The 15339-nt window shown below is 74.5% G+C and carries 13 protein-coding genes; 6 read left to right on the top strand and 7 right to left on the bottom strand.

What is annotated here, in order from left to right:
* Positions 1 to 100: 100 nt before the first annotated feature.
* A complete protein-coding gene (locus tag ACFYE3_RS02770) occupies positions 101 to 2005 on the bottom strand; it encodes a zf-HC2 domain-containing protein (RefSeq protein WP_387605104.1) in 1905 nt (634 codons plus the stop codon).
* 260 nt (positions 2006 to 2265) lie between these two features.
* Here ACFYE3_RS02770 and ACFYE3_RS02765 point away from each other — a divergent pair, with 260 nt between their 5' ends.
* Complete coding sequence (locus ACFYE3_RS02765) at positions 2266 to 2754, top strand: Fur family transcriptional regulator (RefSeq protein WP_387605105.1); 489 nt, start codon at positions 2266 to 2268, stop codon at positions 2752 to 2754.
* 15 nt (positions 2755 to 2769) lie between these two features.
* Here ACFYE3_RS02765 and ACFYE3_RS02760 read toward each other — a convergent pair whose 3' ends face one another.
* Entirely contained in the window at positions 2770 to 4152 is a 1383-nt protein-coding gene (locus tag ACFYE3_RS02760) for an SseB family protein (RefSeq protein ID WP_387605106.1), read from the bottom strand.
* A gap of 225 nt (positions 4153 to 4377) precedes the next feature.
* Here ACFYE3_RS02760 and ACFYE3_RS02755 point away from each other — a divergent pair, with 225 nt between their 5' ends.
* Positions 4378 to 5646, top strand: coding sequence for a DUF6882 domain-containing protein (locus tag ACFYE3_RS02755; protein WP_387605107.1), 1269 nt, complete (start codon positions 4378 to 4380; stop codon positions 5644 to 5646).
* Positions 5647 to 5667: 21 nt separating this feature from the next.
* Complete coding sequence (gene rarD, locus ACFYE3_RS02750; RefSeq protein WP_387605108.1) at positions 5668 to 6600, top strand: EamA family transporter RarD; 933 nt, start codon at positions 5668 to 5670, stop codon at positions 6598 to 6600.
* Between the two features lie 175 nt (positions 6601 to 6775).
* Here the strand turns inward: rarD and ACFYE3_RS02745 are convergent, their stop codons facing one another.
* From ACFYE3_RS02745 to ACFYE3_RS02725, 5 genes are all read right to left on the bottom strand, one after another.
* Positions 6776 to 6925 carry a methionine/alanine import family NSS transporter small subunit gene (locus tag ACFYE3_RS02745; RefSeq protein WP_368830477.1) on the bottom strand — a complete coding sequence of 50 codons (150 nt, stop codon included), beginning with the start codon at positions 6923 to 6925 and terminating at the stop codon, positions 6776 to 6778.
* A complete protein-coding gene (locus ACFYE3_RS02740) occupies positions 6922 to 8697 on the bottom strand; it encodes a sodium-dependent transporter (protein WP_387605109.1) in 1776 nt (591 codons plus the stop codon). Before ACFYE3_RS02740 ends, ACFYE3_RS02745 begins: the two co-directional genes overlap by 4 nt.
* A 109-nt stretch (positions 8698 to 8806) precedes the next feature.
* Entirely contained in the window at positions 8807 to 9874 is a 1068-nt protein-coding gene (locus ACFYE3_RS02735) for a polyprenyl synthetase family protein (RefSeq protein ID WP_387605110.1), read from the bottom strand.
* An 11-nt stretch (positions 9875 to 9885) separates the two neighbouring features.
* Positions 9886 to 11181, bottom strand: coding sequence for a geranylgeranyl reductase family protein (locus ACFYE3_RS02730; RefSeq protein WP_387605111.1), 1296 nt, complete (start codon positions 11179 to 11181; stop codon positions 9886 to 9888).
* Positions 11178 to 11891: a demethylmenaquinone methyltransferase gene (locus ACFYE3_RS02725; RefSeq protein ID WP_387605112.1), complete on the bottom strand. Its 714-nt coding sequence runs from the start codon at positions 11889 to 11891 to the stop codon at positions 11178 to 11180. The genes ACFYE3_RS02730 and ACFYE3_RS02725 overlap by 4 nt, the downstream gene beginning before the upstream one ends.
* Before the next feature lie 135 nt (positions 11892 to 12026).
* Here ACFYE3_RS02725 and ACFYE3_RS02720 point away from each other — a divergent pair, with 135 nt between their 5' ends.
* The 3 genes from ACFYE3_RS02720 to ACFYE3_RS02710 all read left to right on the top strand — a co-directional run bounded on the left by ACFYE3_RS02720 (position 12027) and on the right by ACFYE3_RS02710 (position 15332).
* On the top strand, positions 12027 to 13490 hold the full coding sequence (locus tag ACFYE3_RS02720; protein ID WP_387605113.1) for an isochorismate synthase: 1464 nt from the start codon (positions 12027 to 12029) through the stop codon (positions 13488 to 13490).
* A 125-nt stretch (positions 13491 to 13615) separates the two neighbouring features.
* Complete coding sequence (locus ACFYE3_RS02715; protein WP_387605114.1) at positions 13616 to 14461, top strand: ABC transporter substrate-binding protein; 846 nt, start codon at positions 13616 to 13618, stop codon at positions 14459 to 14461.
* Between the two features lie 76 nt (positions 14462 to 14537).
* The gene (locus ACFYE3_RS02710) at positions 14538 to 15332 is read left to right on the top strand and encodes an amino acid ABC transporter permease (RefSeq protein WP_387605115.1); all 795 of its coding nucleotides are present in this window, start codon (positions 14538 to 14540) and stop codon (positions 15330 to 15332) included.
* Positions 15333 to 15339: the final 7 nt, after the last annotated feature.

Here is a 15339-nt window from a genome sequence, read left to right as displayed (position 1 = left end):
ACGGGGCTCGGCACGCCCCCCTGTCACGAGGGGTTCCCGTTCGTAACACAGGGTTGCCGGATGGCGCCGGGCTGTCGGGAGGCGCCGGCGGGGATCTGGCTCAGCGGGGAGCGCGGTCCTCCCGGTGCTCGGCGCCACGGTCCGGGCGACCGGGCTTGCCGTCCTGACCCCGATGGTGGTGGTCGCGGTCAGGACGACCGGCGTGCTCCCGCTCGTGGGACCGGGCGTCGCTCCAGCCGGACTCCCACTGTCGCCGCGAGTGCTCGCGGGGGGTGTCGGCCCCCTGGTTCGCGCGCTGGTGTCCGTGCCCGGGAGCGGCACCGGGACGCGCGGGATCGTTCGGAGGATCGATGGTCAGGGCCGGGGGCACCGGCGCCTGGAACGGCGCGGGACTGGGGGTCACGGTCGGCAGGGAGATCCGCGGCGCCGGCGTGGGTGAAGGGGTGCGCGCACCCCGCGCCGGTGAGGGAGCATCCGCCTTCTCTGCCGGCGGAGCGCTCACAGGAGCGTCCCCGGTGGACGTGTCCCGCGCGGCGCCACCGGTCGACGCCGCGCCGGGCGTGCCGGCCTCCGCGGTCCGGGACCCGCCCGGCACGGAAGCCGGCCGTCCCTTGCCCGTCCCCGGCTGGGCCGCTCCGCCGCCCCCGGAGGGATCCGACGCGCCCACGGGGACGCCGTCGGCGTCGACCGCAGCCCCGCCCGCGTCGTCGCCGGTGCGGTCGGCGTCGGCCACGAGCGCCGCGGCCTCCGGCCCGGCACCGCCCTGGAGCGCTCCGGCCGCGGAGTCGACCGGAGCGCCGGGCGGGTCCTGCTCGGCCGCGGCGCCGTCCGACCCGGACGAGCTCCCGTCGCGCTCCGACGCGGAGGCTCCGGCCGCGGCGTCGTCGTCCGCGCGCTCGGTTCCGGCCGCCGGGTCGTCCGCGCGTGGCCTCTCCAGGTCCTCGGCGGTGCGCGGCGCCTGCTCGGCGGCGAGGCTGCCGGCGCCCCGGACGGGGTCGTCCCCGCCGGACACGGCCACCGCGGCGACCGCCACGGCGGTCGCCAGGGCCCCGGCGCCCAGGAGGACCTTCGCCCTGCGGCCCGACCACGAGGAGGTCCCCGTGGCACCGTCCGGACGGGACGCGGAGGCTCCCGCTCCGGCGGCGACGGCGGCAACCCCCGCGGCGGCGCCCGCACCGGCCGCGGCGGCGCCCTTTCCGGCACCTGCTCCAGCGGCCGCGCCGGGCTCGGCACCAGCGATGCTGTTGGTGAGCTCGAGGGCCTCGGTGCCCCACAGGGGCAGGCCGGCCAGCACGGGGAGCGTCCAGGTGCGCAGGCCCGTCCCGACGTCCTGACGGCTCAGGTACTCGGCGGTGCAGCGCGCGCACCCGTCCAGGTGCGCCTTGACGTCCCGCCGGCTCCGCTGCCCGCGGGTGCCGCGGACGAAGTGGGGCAGCTCGCCGGAGAACTCCGCGCAGTCCGGTCCCGCCGCCCGGTCCGCAGCCGCCTGGCCGTAGAGCCCCCGCAGCCCCCGGACCATGTCGCGATGCAGACCGGCGGCCGCGACCGCGCCGAGCCCCAGCGCCGCGGCGGCCCGGCGGGCGCTGTGGCCCAGCACCTCGGTGCGCCAGAGGAAGGCCTGCCACTCGGCGGGCAGGCCGCTGAAGACCCGGACCAGGGACGTGGGGTCCGCGGGATCGTCCGGCAGCGCAACCGGCCGCGTGCCGCCGTCGGCCTCCCGCCCGACCATCCACACGACGAAGGCGCCGAGGAAGGCACGGGGGCCACCGCCCTCGCCGACGATCTGCTCGATCCGCCCGAGGGCCGCCGCGGCGACGCTCTCCGCCTCCTCCGCGCTGCCGGTCCGCGACCGCGCCACCGCGAAGGCAGTGCCGTGGTACCTCTCCCGCAGCACCCCGAAGGCGTCGGCGTCCCCGGAGTGGACGGCGTCGAGGAGGACGTCGTCGCGGGGCGCCTCCGACTCGCCGGTGGGGCCGTTCGAGCGGGCGTGGGCAGGACGCGTCATGTGTGTCTCCGTGGTGGTCGCGGTCGTTCGGGAAGAAAGAGCTTCGGGAACGTCCCGTCCGGCCCGCGGGCGCGCACGCCACGACGACGGCGCCGGATCCCCATCCCCCTCGCACATCGTAAGCGCAGGTCAGAGACCGGTGAAAGCCGATGACCGCCGGGGCGACCAGAACGGTCACGAGGGGTTGACCATGACGAGCACACTGGGCGCGGACGTGCACCGCTATTGTGAGTCCATCGTGATAACGCTACGGTGGAAGGATGCAGACAACGGAACGCCCCGCACCGGACACCGCCCGGGCCGCCGCGTGGTCGGACCTGCTGCGCTCCCACGGCCGCCGGGTCACCAAGCAGCGGCTGGCCGTCCTCGACGCGGTGGACCGCCGCCCGCACTCCACCGCGGACGACGTCCTCGCGGACGTCCGCACGGTGCTGCCGGCCATCACGCTCCAGTCCGTCTACGTGGTCCTCTCCGACCTCACGACCGTCGGCATGCTCCGCAAGTTCGAGCCGCCCGCGTCGCCGGCCCGGTACGAGACCCGCACCGGGGACAACCACCACCACGCGTACTGCGTGCGCTGCGGAACGGTCGCCGATGTCGACTGCGCCGTCGGCCACGCCCCGTGCCTCACGCCCTCCGAGCACCACGGCATGCAGCTGCTCACCGCCGACGTCGTCTACCAGGGCATCTGCGCCGACTGCCTCGCGGCCGGGCCGGCCCCCGCGCAGGCCTCCCCCACCACGGACTGAACGGCCCGCCCGGTCTCAACTCCCGTCCGGACCCTGTTCGGTCTCTCCGCCGGCGGCCCCCGCCCGCCCCGTCTCCGTCTCCACGAGGGCCAGGAGATCCCGGACCTGGTCGGCGGTCAGCGTGGCCACCGGAGGGTGGGCGTTGATGCTGATCTTCCGTGCCCCGGCGTCGAGGGCGAAGCGCAGCGCCTGGCGGGCCGGTGCGGAACGGACCTCCAGGGTGGTGTCCAGCACGGCGATCTCGGGCGCGGACGTGAACAGCATGAGGGTGTCCGGCGCGGCGCCCTCTTCCTGCGGCTTCGCGTAGACGGGCACGGCCCGCCCGTCCTGCAGGCGCGCGCCGAGCAGCAGCACCGCGTCCGGGGCCAGGAGCCCGGCGAGCAGCTGCGACATGTTGTTCTCGAGCATCGCGGTCTTCACGGCGTCGTTGCGCGGGGCCCGCATCGCCCACTCGACCTGGGGCCGGCTGATCCGGCAGCCCTGGCGGGCCGGGTCGATGACCAGGTGGTCGTGCTGCGGGTCGTCCGCGAGCATCTTGAGGACCTTCACGGCGGACTCGCGCAGCAGCACGGGCTTCCCCCCGTCCGGGTGGTGGCGGTCGAACATGGCCTGGGCCTCCGCCGCCGAGGTGTACGCGGCGAGCGACCGGGTCCCATCCGGCTCCCCCAGGGTCTGGACGCGCAGGGTGGACCCCGGCCCCACGGTCTGCCCGCCCGGGCCCTCCACGAGGTCGCTCGCCGTGACGTCCAGCAGCAGGGAGCCCGCCATGCACTGGCGGATGACCTCGATCATGGCCTTGTTGTCCGGTGCGCTCGCGAACCGGTCGACGGCCGCCCGCACCAGGGGGTGGACGACCCCCTCGGGGTCGGCCGGCTGCTCGGCGCCCGGGGCGAGGACGGGCAGCTCGACGCCGTCCCGCTGGGCGAGCTCGGCGGCCCACGCCGGGATCCGGGCACGGGTGCGGGGAAAGCGCTCGAGGTGCGCCAGGACGTCCTGGGCCGTGAACGGCCCCTCGGTCCCCCACTGGCCGGGCTCGCCGTCGAGGTCGTAGGTCCCTCCGATCCGGTGGGTCGGCTCGGGCCAGCCCTCGGCGAGGATCACGACCGTGGCGGTGAACCACGTCCCGCGCCCCGGGACGTGGACGTTCTCCCGCAGCTGCTCGACGGCGGGGACGACGGCGCTGTCCTCCTTGATGGGCCCGGCCGTGCCGGGCACCACCTCCTGGCCGCGCTGCTCGCGCACGCGCAGGTGCACGCGCCCGCCCTGGAACTTGAGGTCCACGACCATCCGGTCCCATCCCGGCTCCGTGCGCAGCACGGAGAGCACCCACGAGCCGATCGTGTTCAGCAGCTCCTGCCGCTCCGGTCCGGGGGGCGGGGTGGCGGGGGTCTCGCTCATGCGGTGGCTCGTTCCCGGCCCGCGGGGGGCCTGCTCGGATCGTGGTGGTCACGGGGCGGGCGCGGGGCCGGACGCGGCGCCGCCGGGCCCCGGCGGTCTCGTCCCCACCCTACCCAAGCGGTCCCCGGCCGCCGCGGGCGCAACGGCCGTCCGGCACCCCGCCGACGCACCGGGTGACGCCCGCGGTGACGCTCCCGCACCCGCGAGGGTTGCTAGCCTGGACGCATGACGAAAACGCTGCAGGACCTGATCGACGAGTCGATCTTCATCTCCACCGAGTACCAGGCCAGGCTGGCCGAGCTGACCCAGGGCGCCGGGTGGGACGTCGACTTCTCCGCGCCGGCGTTCACCCTGCAGACCGAGCCCCCCGTGACGCTGACCCCCTATCTGCTGGGCACCGAGTCCGCCTCCCGCGGGTCCTGGATCTGGTCCTGGCAGGAGCTGGGCCACTTCCCGGCCGAGGTGGTCTCCGCCGCGGTCCAGGCCCGCGAGGCCGGGGAGCATCTGGGCGTGGACGAGCTGTCCACCGACGAGCTGCCCGTGGCGGAGGGCCTGGCCCGCCGGCTGACCCTGGCGGCCAAGGCCGTGACGGGCGTGTACGCGCACTACCCCGCGGGAGCGGGCGGCGGCGTCACCGCGTGGCTGCTGCTGGACGGGCCCGAGTTCGAGCTGCCCGAGCTCACCGTGGAGCGGATGATGCGGGTCATCGCCGAGGCCCTGACCACGGACACCGCGGTGGACCACAACCTCGCCGTCGACTCCTACGCCAAGCTGCGCGGCGCCCACATCGAGTGGGACACCGCGGCCACGTGCGTGGTGACCGTCCGGGACGGCGCGCAGCGGTTCTGGTTCGACGACCACCAGATCTCCGGCGTCGAGCCCGCCGAGCCGGCCGTGGGTCCCGAGATCCTGGTGGATCTGGCCGCCGATGCCCGGGACCGCGCCGCCACCCTGCGCCAGGAGCGCGCCGCCGCCGAGGCCACGGCCGCCCGGCAGGAGGCCGAGCCGCGGCGCGCCCCGGCGCCCGCGGAGGCCCCGGTGCCCGCGGAGGCCCCGCAGGAGCGGCCCGAGCCGATCGAGGTGCCCGACTTCGTCGAGACGGAGCACGCGCGGGAGCAGCCCGAGCCGGTCGAGCAGCCCCGGGAGGCCGAGGAGCCAGCCGCCGCGCACGCCGGTGCCGCCGAAGCCGATCTCCCGTTCGACCAGGAGCCCTCGGACCGGGACGTGCGCCCGGGCCGCGTGAGCACCACGGTGGTGCCCGGCCCCGAGCCCGTCCGGCCGGCCCCCGAGGAGGTGCCCGAGCCCGCCGCCGCGCAGCACCGGGAGCCCGTCGAGGAGCCGACGGTCGAGCGCGAGGTGGAACGCGAGGTCGTGGCCGGCCCCGGTGTCCCGGGCAGCGCCGGGACGGAGCCGGTGGTGGAGGGCGAGGAGACCGCCGAGGAGGAGCAGGGCGATCGGAAGAAGGGCTTCTTCAGCCGATTCTTCGGCCTCTGATCCCCGGCGGTACCCTCGAGCGTGACCGCATACAACACCGCGCCCGGCCCGGATCCCGACGAGCAGTCGAGGACCCGGGACGGTCTGCTGGCCGGCTTCGGGGCCTACGGCATCTGGGGCTTGCTGCCCCTCTACTTCGTCGTCCTGGAGCCGGCCACCCCCCTGGAGATCGTGGCGCTGCGCGTGCTCTTCTCCCTGGTGTTCTGCCTGGCGCTGCTGGCCCTCACACGGCAGCTGGGCGCGCTGGGCCGGGCGCTCCACTCCCCCCGCACCCTGGCTGCGCTCGCTCTCGCGGGCCTGCTCATCGGGATCAACTGGTTCCTCTACGTGGTCGCGACGACCACAGGGCACACCATCGAGGCCTCCCTGGGCTACTTCATCAATCCCCTCGTGGCCATCCTGCTCGGCGTGGTGGTGCTGCGGGAACGGATGCGGGCCCTGCAGTGGACGGCCGTGGGGGTCGGGTTCGTCGCGGTCGTGGTCATGGCCGTCTTCTACGGCAGCGTGCCCTGGCTGTCCCTCGGCCTCGCCTTCTCCTTCGGCCTCTACGGGCTGGTCAAGAACCGGGTGGGCGGGTCCTTTCCCGCCGTCGTGACCCTGACCGTGGAGACGATGGCCCTGACTCCCGTGGCGGCCGTGGTCGTGGCGGTGCTCGCGGCGGACGGCTCGCTGACCTTCGGCACGGAGGGAACGGGCCACGCGCTGCTGCTGCTGGCCGCCGGGGTGATCACGGCCGTGCCGCTGATCCTCTTCGGCGCCGCGGCGAGCCGACTGCCGCTGAGCACCGTGGGCATGATCCAGTACCTGACGCCCATCATGCAGTTCCTGCTGGCCGTGCTCGTGCTCGGCGAGCAGATGCCGGTGGTGCGCTGGGTGAGCTTCTGCTTCGTGTGGCTCGCGGTGCTGCTTCTCGTGCTGGACGCGGTGCGCGCCCCGCGGGTCCGCCGCGCCTGAGCCCCGTGCTCGGCTCCGGGGCCGGGGCCCGGGACTCGGCCCCGGCCCCGGCGACCGGCCCCGGCCGCCGGATGCCGGGGCGCTCCCGCCGGACACCCCGCCGAGGCGCAGGAGGCCCCCGGCGCCGTGCGGCGCCGGGGGCCTCCTGCTGTCCCGGGACGGGACCCGGTCCGGATCAGGTGGTGCGGACGTAGTCGTCGCTGCCGAAGCCCTGGTCGCTCTCGTCGACCTCCGGCGTGCGCCGGAGGTGGAGCACGGCGGCGATGAAGCCGCCCCACACCGTGCACACGGCGACGATGAGCATGATGATGGCGGGAGTGGTCATCGGGGGTCCTCCTGGGATCCGGTGGTGCTGGACGGGTCGCCGGAGCTCCAGGGCGCCCGGCCGGCCTCCTCGGCGGGGACCTCGGCGTGCCGGCCCGTGGACCCGGCCGCGCTCTCGGCGAGGGAGCGGTAGGAGAAGTCCTGGTCGAGGGCCGGGGTGCGCAGGGCGGTGTCCGACCAGCGCGAGAGCGGCTGGCCGCCCTGCAGCCGGCGCCGGTCCACGGAGGCGTCGACGATGGCCGGCGACGGGCTCAGGTCCGAGGCCGCCGACCCGGCCGGCCACGGCAGCCGGGAGAGCAGCAGCGCGACGACGACGATCGCGAGGGCCGTGCCCCAGCCGAACGTGTTGACGAACCACGCGGGCATCTCGCCGTAGCCCTCCGCCAGGGTCGTGGTGAGCGTGTTGATGAGGATGTAGCCGAGCATGATCGGGGTGATGCCGCCGACCACGACCATCCAGGTGCGGCCCAGCTTGAAGGAGGACACCGAGTTCAGGTGGTCCCGCAGGGTGGGCAGCGCGGAGAAGCCGGCCGTGAGCAGCATGATGGAGACCAGCGCCGCGGCGACGATGCCGAACTGGTTGACGAAGTTGTCCGTGACGTCCAGCAGGTTCAGCCCCGTGGTGGTGGTGAACAGGGCCAGGGAGATCAGCGCCATGGGCACCACGACGGCCACCACGGCGGTGCGCCGGCGCAGGCCGAGCTTGTCCTGGGCGGCCGCCACGACGACCTCGACGATCGACACGAGCGACGTGAAGCCCGCGAAGGTGAGGGTCGCGAAGAAGAGCACGCCGATGAGCGTGCCGAGCGGCGCCTGCGAGATGATCGTCGGGAACGCGATGAACGCCAGGCCGATGCCCGAGGTGGCGACCTCGTCCACGCCCACGCCGGAGACCCCGGCCATGAAGCCCAGCGCCGCGAAGACGCCGATGCCGGCGAGGATCTCGAAGCTCGAGTTGCCGAACCCGACGACGAGGCCCGAGCCGGTGAGATCCGTCTTCGGCTTGAGGTACGACGAGTAGGTGATCATGATGCCGAAGCCGACCGAGAGCGAGAAGAAGATCTGGCCGTAGGCGGCGACCCACACGGCGCTGTCCGCGAGCGCCGCCCAGTCGGGGGTGAAGAAGGCGTTGAGACCGTCGGTGGCGCCCGGCAGCGTCAGGGCGATGACCACGATGGTGAGGAACATGAGCACCAGCAGCGGGATGAGCACGAGGTTCACCCGGCCGATGCCCTTCTGCACGCCCAGCAGCAGCACCACGAGCAGCGCGATCCAGGCGACCGCCGTGACGGCCAGCACGTTGGGGACGAAGTCGAGGCCCACGCCGACCTGCTCGGAGGTCTGCAGGACGTCCGAGAGGAAGAACGTGGCGGGGTCGTCGCCCCAGGCCTTGCCGAACGAGAAGTAGGTGTACAGCATCGCCCAGCCGAGGATGACGGCGTAGTAGACGGCGATCACGAAGCTGATGCCCATCTGCCACCAGCCGATCCACTCGGTCTTGGGGTGCAGGCGGCGGTAGGCCAGCGGCGCCGAGGCGCGGAAGCGGTGCCCGATGCCGTACTCGAGCATCAGCAGCGGCAGACCGGCCGTGAGCAGCGCGACGAGGTACGGGATCAGGAACGCCCCGCCGCCGTTCTCGTAGGCGATGTAGGGGAAGCGCCAGATGTTGCCGAGGCCGACGGCGGAGCCGATCGCGGCCAGGATGAAGACGGTGCGGCTGGAGAACGCCTCGCGGGGCGCGGCGGCACGGCCGGGTGGGGACTGTGGGGTCATGGTCGTCCTCGGGTGCGGGAAGTGGTCTGCGGACGGCTACAGGCTAGCCCGTGGGGCCGCAGGAACCACACCCGGGGCGACGGGCCCGGGACCACGTCGCGGGGCCTGCTCAGGCCTCGCGGTGGACGACGGCGTGCGCGAACGCCACGAGCGCGCGCTTGGCCACCGTGTCCGGCAGGGGCTCGAGCGACGCGATGGCCGCGTCGGCCCACTCCCGGGCGATCCGCCACGCCTCCTGCGTGGCCCGGTGCTCCGAGACCGCGGCCACGGCCCGGGCCAGGGACTCGTCCGAGGCGAGGTCGGCGTCGAGGAGCTCGAGGACGCGCACCGCCTCGGCGTCGCCCTCCCCCGCCATCCGGCGCAGGATGAGCACCGGCAGGGTGGGCACCCCCTCGCGGAGGTCGGTGCCCGGCGACTTCCCGGAGACCTCGTCCTCGCCGGTCACGTCGATCACGTCGTCGGCGAGCTGGAAGGCGATGCCGACCTTCTCCCCGTACTCGACCATGACGTCCACGACGTCCTGCTCGGCCCCGGCCAGGACGGCGCCGAAGTGCCCGCACGCCGCGATGAGGGAGCCGGTCTTGCCCGAGAGGACGTCGAGGTAGTGCTCCAGCGGGTCCTGCCCGTCGCGCGGGCCGACCGTCTCGTGCAGCTGGCCGAGCACGAGCCGCTCGAACGTGTCCGCCTGGATCTTGAGGGCGCGCTGGCCGAGCTCGGAGACCATCGACGAGGCGCGGGCGAAGATGAGGTCGCCGGTGAGGATGGCCACCGAGTTGCCCCACACGGTCTGCGCGGTGGCGACGCCGCGGCGCAGCGGCGCGGAGTCCATGACGTCGTCGTGGTAGAGGGTCGCCAGGTGCGTGAGCTCGACGACGGCCGCGGACTCGAGGACGGCGTCGTTGATGCCGCCGCCGATCTCCCCTGCCAGCACGGTCAGCAGGGGTCGCACGCGCTTGCCACCGGCCTGGAGCAGGTGGCGGGAGGTGACGTCGGCCAGGTGGTCGGCGCTGCGCACCGCCTCGTCCAGCCGATCCTCGATCCGGGCGAGCGACCCCAGCACGACCGGGCCCAGCCGGTCGTCGGACGCGATGAGGTCGAAGCCGGCGGGCAGCTTCACCTGATCGGTGCCGGGACCCGCGGCGGGGCCGTCGGCGCTCGAGGAGGAGGATTCAGTCACGGTCCACCACTCTAGCGAGTTTTCGGGGGGCGGGTGTTGCCGGTCGCGGGCGTCAGGGCGTCCAGGAGGGAGACCACGCGGTCCTCCCACGTGGCGGCGGGACGGTCGGAGAGCTCCGTCATGACCCGGACCACGAAGCGCATCAGCGCGGGCACGGCCATGCCGGTGCGCACGGCGGCCGTCATCACGGCGGGGCTGCCGATGAGCTGGGCCAGGACCCGGCCCTGCGTGAAGTGGGCGCCCCACTCCTGCCGCACCCGGTCGGGGTAGCCGGCGAGCACGAGCTCCCGCTGGGCGGGGCCGTTGGCGGCCGCGGCCGCCACGACGTGCTCGGCGGCGTAGCGCGCGGACTCCATCGCGTTGGAGATGCCCTCCCCGTTGAACGGGGAGACGAGGCCCGCGGCGTCGCCCAGCAGGAGCATCCCCGGCACGTGGTGCGGGGTGCGGTTGAAGGCCATCGGCAGGGCCGCGCCGAGCACGCGGCCGCGGCGGTGCTCCTCGTCGAACGTCCACTCGGCGGGCATGGACGCGGTCCAGTCGGCGAGCACCTTCCGGTAGTCCAGGGCCCCGAACGCCGGGGAGGTGTCCAGGATCCCGAGCCCCACGTTGGCGGTGCCGTCCCCGACGCCGAAGACCCAGCCGTAGCCCGGCAGCAGCGCCCGGTGCGGGTCGGTGCCGTCGGTGAGCTCGAGCCAGCCCTCCATCCAGTCCAGGTCCGAGCGCGGGGACTCGAAGTAGGCGCGCACCGCCACCCCCATCGGCCGGTCGTCCCGCTTGTGCAGCCCGGCGGACACCGCGGTGCGGGAGGAGGTGCCGTCGGCGGCGAGCACGACGTCGGCGCGGTGCTCCTCGGTCTCGCCGGTGCGCCGCCCGGCGGCGTCGAGGACGTTGGCGCGGGCGCCGACGACCCGGCCGGAGCCGTCGCGCAGCACCCCGGTCACGGCCCGGCGCTCGAGCACCCGGGCCCCGGCGGCGCGGGCGTGCCCGGCCAGCTGCTCGTCGAAGCCGAGCCGGGTGCGCACGAGCCCGTAGGGCGGGAAGTCGCTCAGCTCGGGCCACGGCACCTCGACGCTGCGCTCGCGGGCCACGAGCCGCAGCCCCCGGTTGCGGGCGTAGCCGAGCTCGGGCCCGTGCTGGAGGCCCATGAGCTGCATCTCGCGCACGGCGCGCGGGGTCAGTCCGTCACCGCAGACCTTCTCCCGCGGGAACGCGGTCTTCTCCAGGACGGTGACCTCGATCCCGTGCGCCGCGAGCCAGTACCCGGCGGTGGCGCCGGCCGGCCCGCCGCCGAGCACGAGGGCCCTCATCGGGCGGGGGCGTCCGCGGCGGGCTTGACGGCCCGGTGCACGGCCACGATGCCGCCGGTGAGGTTGCGGTACTGCACGCCGGTCCAGCCGGCCGCGAGGATCTCGGCGGCGAGGTCCTCCTGGTCCGGCCACGCCGCGATGGACTCGGCGAGGTACCGGTAGGCCTCCGGGTTGGACGCCGCGCGCGCGGCGATCCCGGGCAGCGCCTTCATGAGGTACTCCGTGTAGACGGTGCGCAGCGGGGCCGCCGTGGGGGTCGAGAACTCGCAGATCACGATTCGGCCGCCCGGGCGGGCGACCCGCAGCATCTCGGCGAGCGCGCGGCGGTAGTCCTGGATGTTGCGCAGCCCGAAGGAGATCGTCACGGCGTCGAAGGACGCGTCCGCGAACGGCAGGCGCGTGGCGTCGGCCTGGACGAACTCGATGTCGGGGCGGCGGGCGCGGCCCACCTCGAGCATCCCGAGCGAGAGGTCCGCCGCCACGACGTCGACACCGGCGTCCGCGTACGGCTCGGACGAGGTCCCGGTCCCGGCGGCGAGGTCGAGGACCTTCTCCCCCGGAACGGCGCCGACGGCCTCCGCGACGACCCTGCGCCAGCCGCGGGTCCGCCCCAGCGAGAGGATGTCGTTGACGAGGTCGTAGCGCGGCGCCACGTCGTCGAACATGGCGGAGACTTCGTGCGGCTGCTTGGACAGGTCTGCTCGGTTCACCCGGTCATTGTCGCACCTCGCTCCGACGCCCCCGCCCGGGCCCTTCCCCCCGGCAGCTCTTGCGCTCTTTCCGGTGGCCCCGCCCGCGGCAGCGGGGCCCGGGGCTGTCGGGCGGGCGGCTTAGACTGGTGGGCGATGTCCTCCACCGCCCCCGCAGCCGACCCCGCAGCCGTCCCGTCGGTCCCCGTCCTGCACGCTCTCACCGTGCCGCTGTCCGCGCTGGGCGCGGACCCCGGGACCCCCCCGGACCTGCGGGAGCTGCTCGTCGGGCCGGACCTGCTCACCTGGACGGTGGACGGGCGCGGCCTCGTGGCCTGGGGCTGTGCCGCCGAGCACACGGTGCGCGGCGCGGACCGGTTCACGGCCGCGCGCGTGTGGTGGGACGACCTGGCGGCCGCCGCCGTCGTCGAGGACCGCGTGGGGGTGCCGGGGACCGGGCTCGCGGCCTTCGGCGCCTTCACGTTCGCGACCGGCTCCGCCGTGGACTCCGGGCTCGTCGTCCCGGAGCTGCTCGTGGGCCGCCGGGACGACGTCGCGTGGGCGAGCCTCGTGGTGGTCGCGGCCCCCGGGGCCCCCTTCGCGCTGAGCGCCGACGACGTCGCGGCCGCCTGGCTGCGCCGGGTCGGCTCCGCCCCCGGCCGCGCGCCCGCTCCGAGCGGACCGCCCGCGGCGCCGGCCGTGGTCCGGCTGTCCTCCGGCACGCTGGGCGAGCACGAGTGGACGGAGGCGGTGCGCGACGGCGTGGAGCGCATCCGCGCCGGCCGGATGGAGAAGCTGGTGCTGGCCCGGGACGTCGTGGCGCGCACTGACGCCCCGCTGGACGCCGTGGCCGTGGTGCGGGAGCTCGCCCGGCGCTACGAGCAGTGCTGGACGTACTGCGTGGGCCTCGGCGGGGACCCTGCGGGCAGGGGCCGGCTGATGGGGGCCACCCCCGAGATGCTGGTGCGGGTCCTCGACGGCGTCGCCCACGCCCGCGTGCTCGCGGGCACCCTGGACCGGGACGCCGCGCCCCCGGACGAGGACCCGCACGAGTACGCCGCGCGAGTGCTCGGCGAGTCCGAGAAGCAGCAGCACGAGCACGGGTTCGCGATCGACTCCCTCGAGGCGTCGCTGGCCCCCTACACCGACGCCGTCACGACCTCCCCGGAGCCGTTCATCCTCGAGCTGCCCAACGTGTGGCACCTCGCCTCGGACGTCACCGCGGCACTGCGGCCGGGCCCGGCCGGGGACCCGCCGTCCTCCCTCGAGCTCGCCGAGGCCCTGCACCCCACCGCCGCGGTGTGCGGCACGCCCACGGCCGTGGCCGCCGCCACGATCCCCGAGCTGGAGCAGATGGACCGGGGACTGTACGCGGGCCCCGTCGGCTGGCTCGACGCCGCCGGCAACGGGGACTGGGGCATCGCCCTGCGCGGGGCGGTGCAGGAGGACGAGCGCACGGTCCGGCTCTACGCCGGGTGCGGCATCGTGGCCGCCTCCGACCCCGAGTCCGAGCTGGCCGAGACCTGGGCGAAGCTGCGGCCCATGCTCCAGGCCCTGGGGCAGCGGGCCGCCGGGGCGCCGGAGCGCCTCGTGCCCGCACCGGGGCTGTCCGCGGGCTGAGCCGGACGCGGGGATCGCACCGTATCCTGGTCCCCGAACACGGTCGGGGTCACCACCCCGCAGGGCCGGCCCCGAGCCCGGCCCGACCGCGCCGACCACCACTGCTCCCACCGGAGGAACCCCGCATGCCCCGTCCGACGACCCGCCCGTCCCGCGCACCCGCCCTGGCGGCGCTGTCCGCGATCGCCGCCCTCGCCCTGACCGCCTGCACGCCCGAGGGCCCCACCGGGGACGCCGCGGACGGCGGCGGGGAGACCGCGGGGGCCACCGCGTCCTCGGCCGTGGCCCTGGTGGAGCCCGGGTTCCTCACCGTGTGCTCGGAGTCCAACTACCCGCCGTTCGAGATGGAGGAGGGCGGCGAGATGGTCGGCCTCGACATGGACCTCGGCCGGGAGATCGCCGAGGACCTCGGCGTGGAGATGAAGAACGTCACGCTCGCCTTCGAGTCGATCCAGTCCGGCACGGCCCTCGAGACCGACCAGTGCGACGTCGCGATCTCCGCCCTGTCCATCACCGAGGAGCGGCAGACGGTGATGGACTTCTCCGACCCCTACTACGACAACGAGGTCGGCCTCGTGACCGACGGGGAGGACGGCGTCGACTCGATCGACGCCGCCCGCGAGGAGCAGGTGCGGGTCGGGGTCATGCAGGGCACGGTCGGCGAGACGCAGGCCCGGGAGCTGGGCCTCAACGCCGTCCAGTTCGAGGACGCCACCACGCTGTTCACCGGGCTCAGCACCGGCGGCGTGGACGCGGTGCTCGACGACGTCACCGCGATCGCCCAGCACGCCCAGGACGACCCGGACTTCGTGGTCCAGGAGACCGCGGCCCTCGACGACCAGCTCGGCGTGGCCGTGGCGAAGGGCGACGAGGCGATGCTCGGCGCGGTCGACTCCACCCTGGACCGCATCGAGGAGGACGGCACGCTCGAGCAGATCGTCGAGACGTGGATCCCCGTCCAGGAGAACTGACCACCGGGCCGGCGCCCCGCACCGGGGGCGCCGGCCACGTCACCGCCCGCCCGTACCACCCAGATCGGACCACCCCATGGCCATGACCATGCACCAGAGAGCACGCCTCTCCCGCGGCGTCCAGTACGCCGTCCTGATCCTCGTCCTCATCACGCTGATCGCGATCGCCGACTGGCCGCTGCTCGTCGAGAAGGTGTTCAACCCGGAGATCGCGGCCCAGCAGTTCCCCGGCATCATCGCCGTGGCGCTGAAGAACACCCTCATCTACACGCTGCTGGGCTTCGTGGTCGGCCTCACCGGCGGTGTGGTCCTCGCGCTCATGAAGCTCTCGTCCGTGGCGCCCTACCGCTGGCTGGCCACGCTCTACATCGAGTTCTTCCGCGGCGTGCCCGCCCTGCTGGTCTTCCTCGCCTTCGGCTACGGCATCCCGCTGGCCTTCGGCTTCCGCTTCAACCACTACGTCACGGTCATGATCGCCCTGGGACTCGTGGCCGCGGCCTACATCGCGGAGTCGCTGCGGGCGGGCCTGCAGGCCGTGCCGAAGGGCCAGTACGAGGCCGCCCGCTCCCTGGGCATGTCCCACGGCCGGGCCATGGTCACGATCGTCATCCCGCAGGCCCTGCGCATCGTGCTGCCGCCGCTGACCAACGAGGTGATCCTGCTGACCAAGGACTCCTCCCTGGTCTACCTGCTGGGCATGGGCGTGGGCCAGTACGAGCTCACCAAGTACGGCCGCGAGGCGATCTCCGGGGCCGGTGCCGGCCTCACCCCGCTGGTGGTGGCGGGTGTCTGCTACCTCATCATCACGGTGCCGCTGGGCATCCTGACCCGCCGCTTCGAGTCCAAGACCGACCGCATGAAGAAGTCCTAGGAGCCTG

The sequence above is a fragment of the Kocuria arenosa genome (assembly GCF_042879215.1).
In the GTDB taxonomy this organism is placed as follows: domain Bacteria; phylum Actinomycetota; class Actinomycetes; order Actinomycetales; family Micrococcaceae; genus Kocuria; species Kocuria arenosa.
Note: the sequence above shows the minus strand (reverse complement) of the source record. Positions and strands in the feature narration are given on the sequence as shown.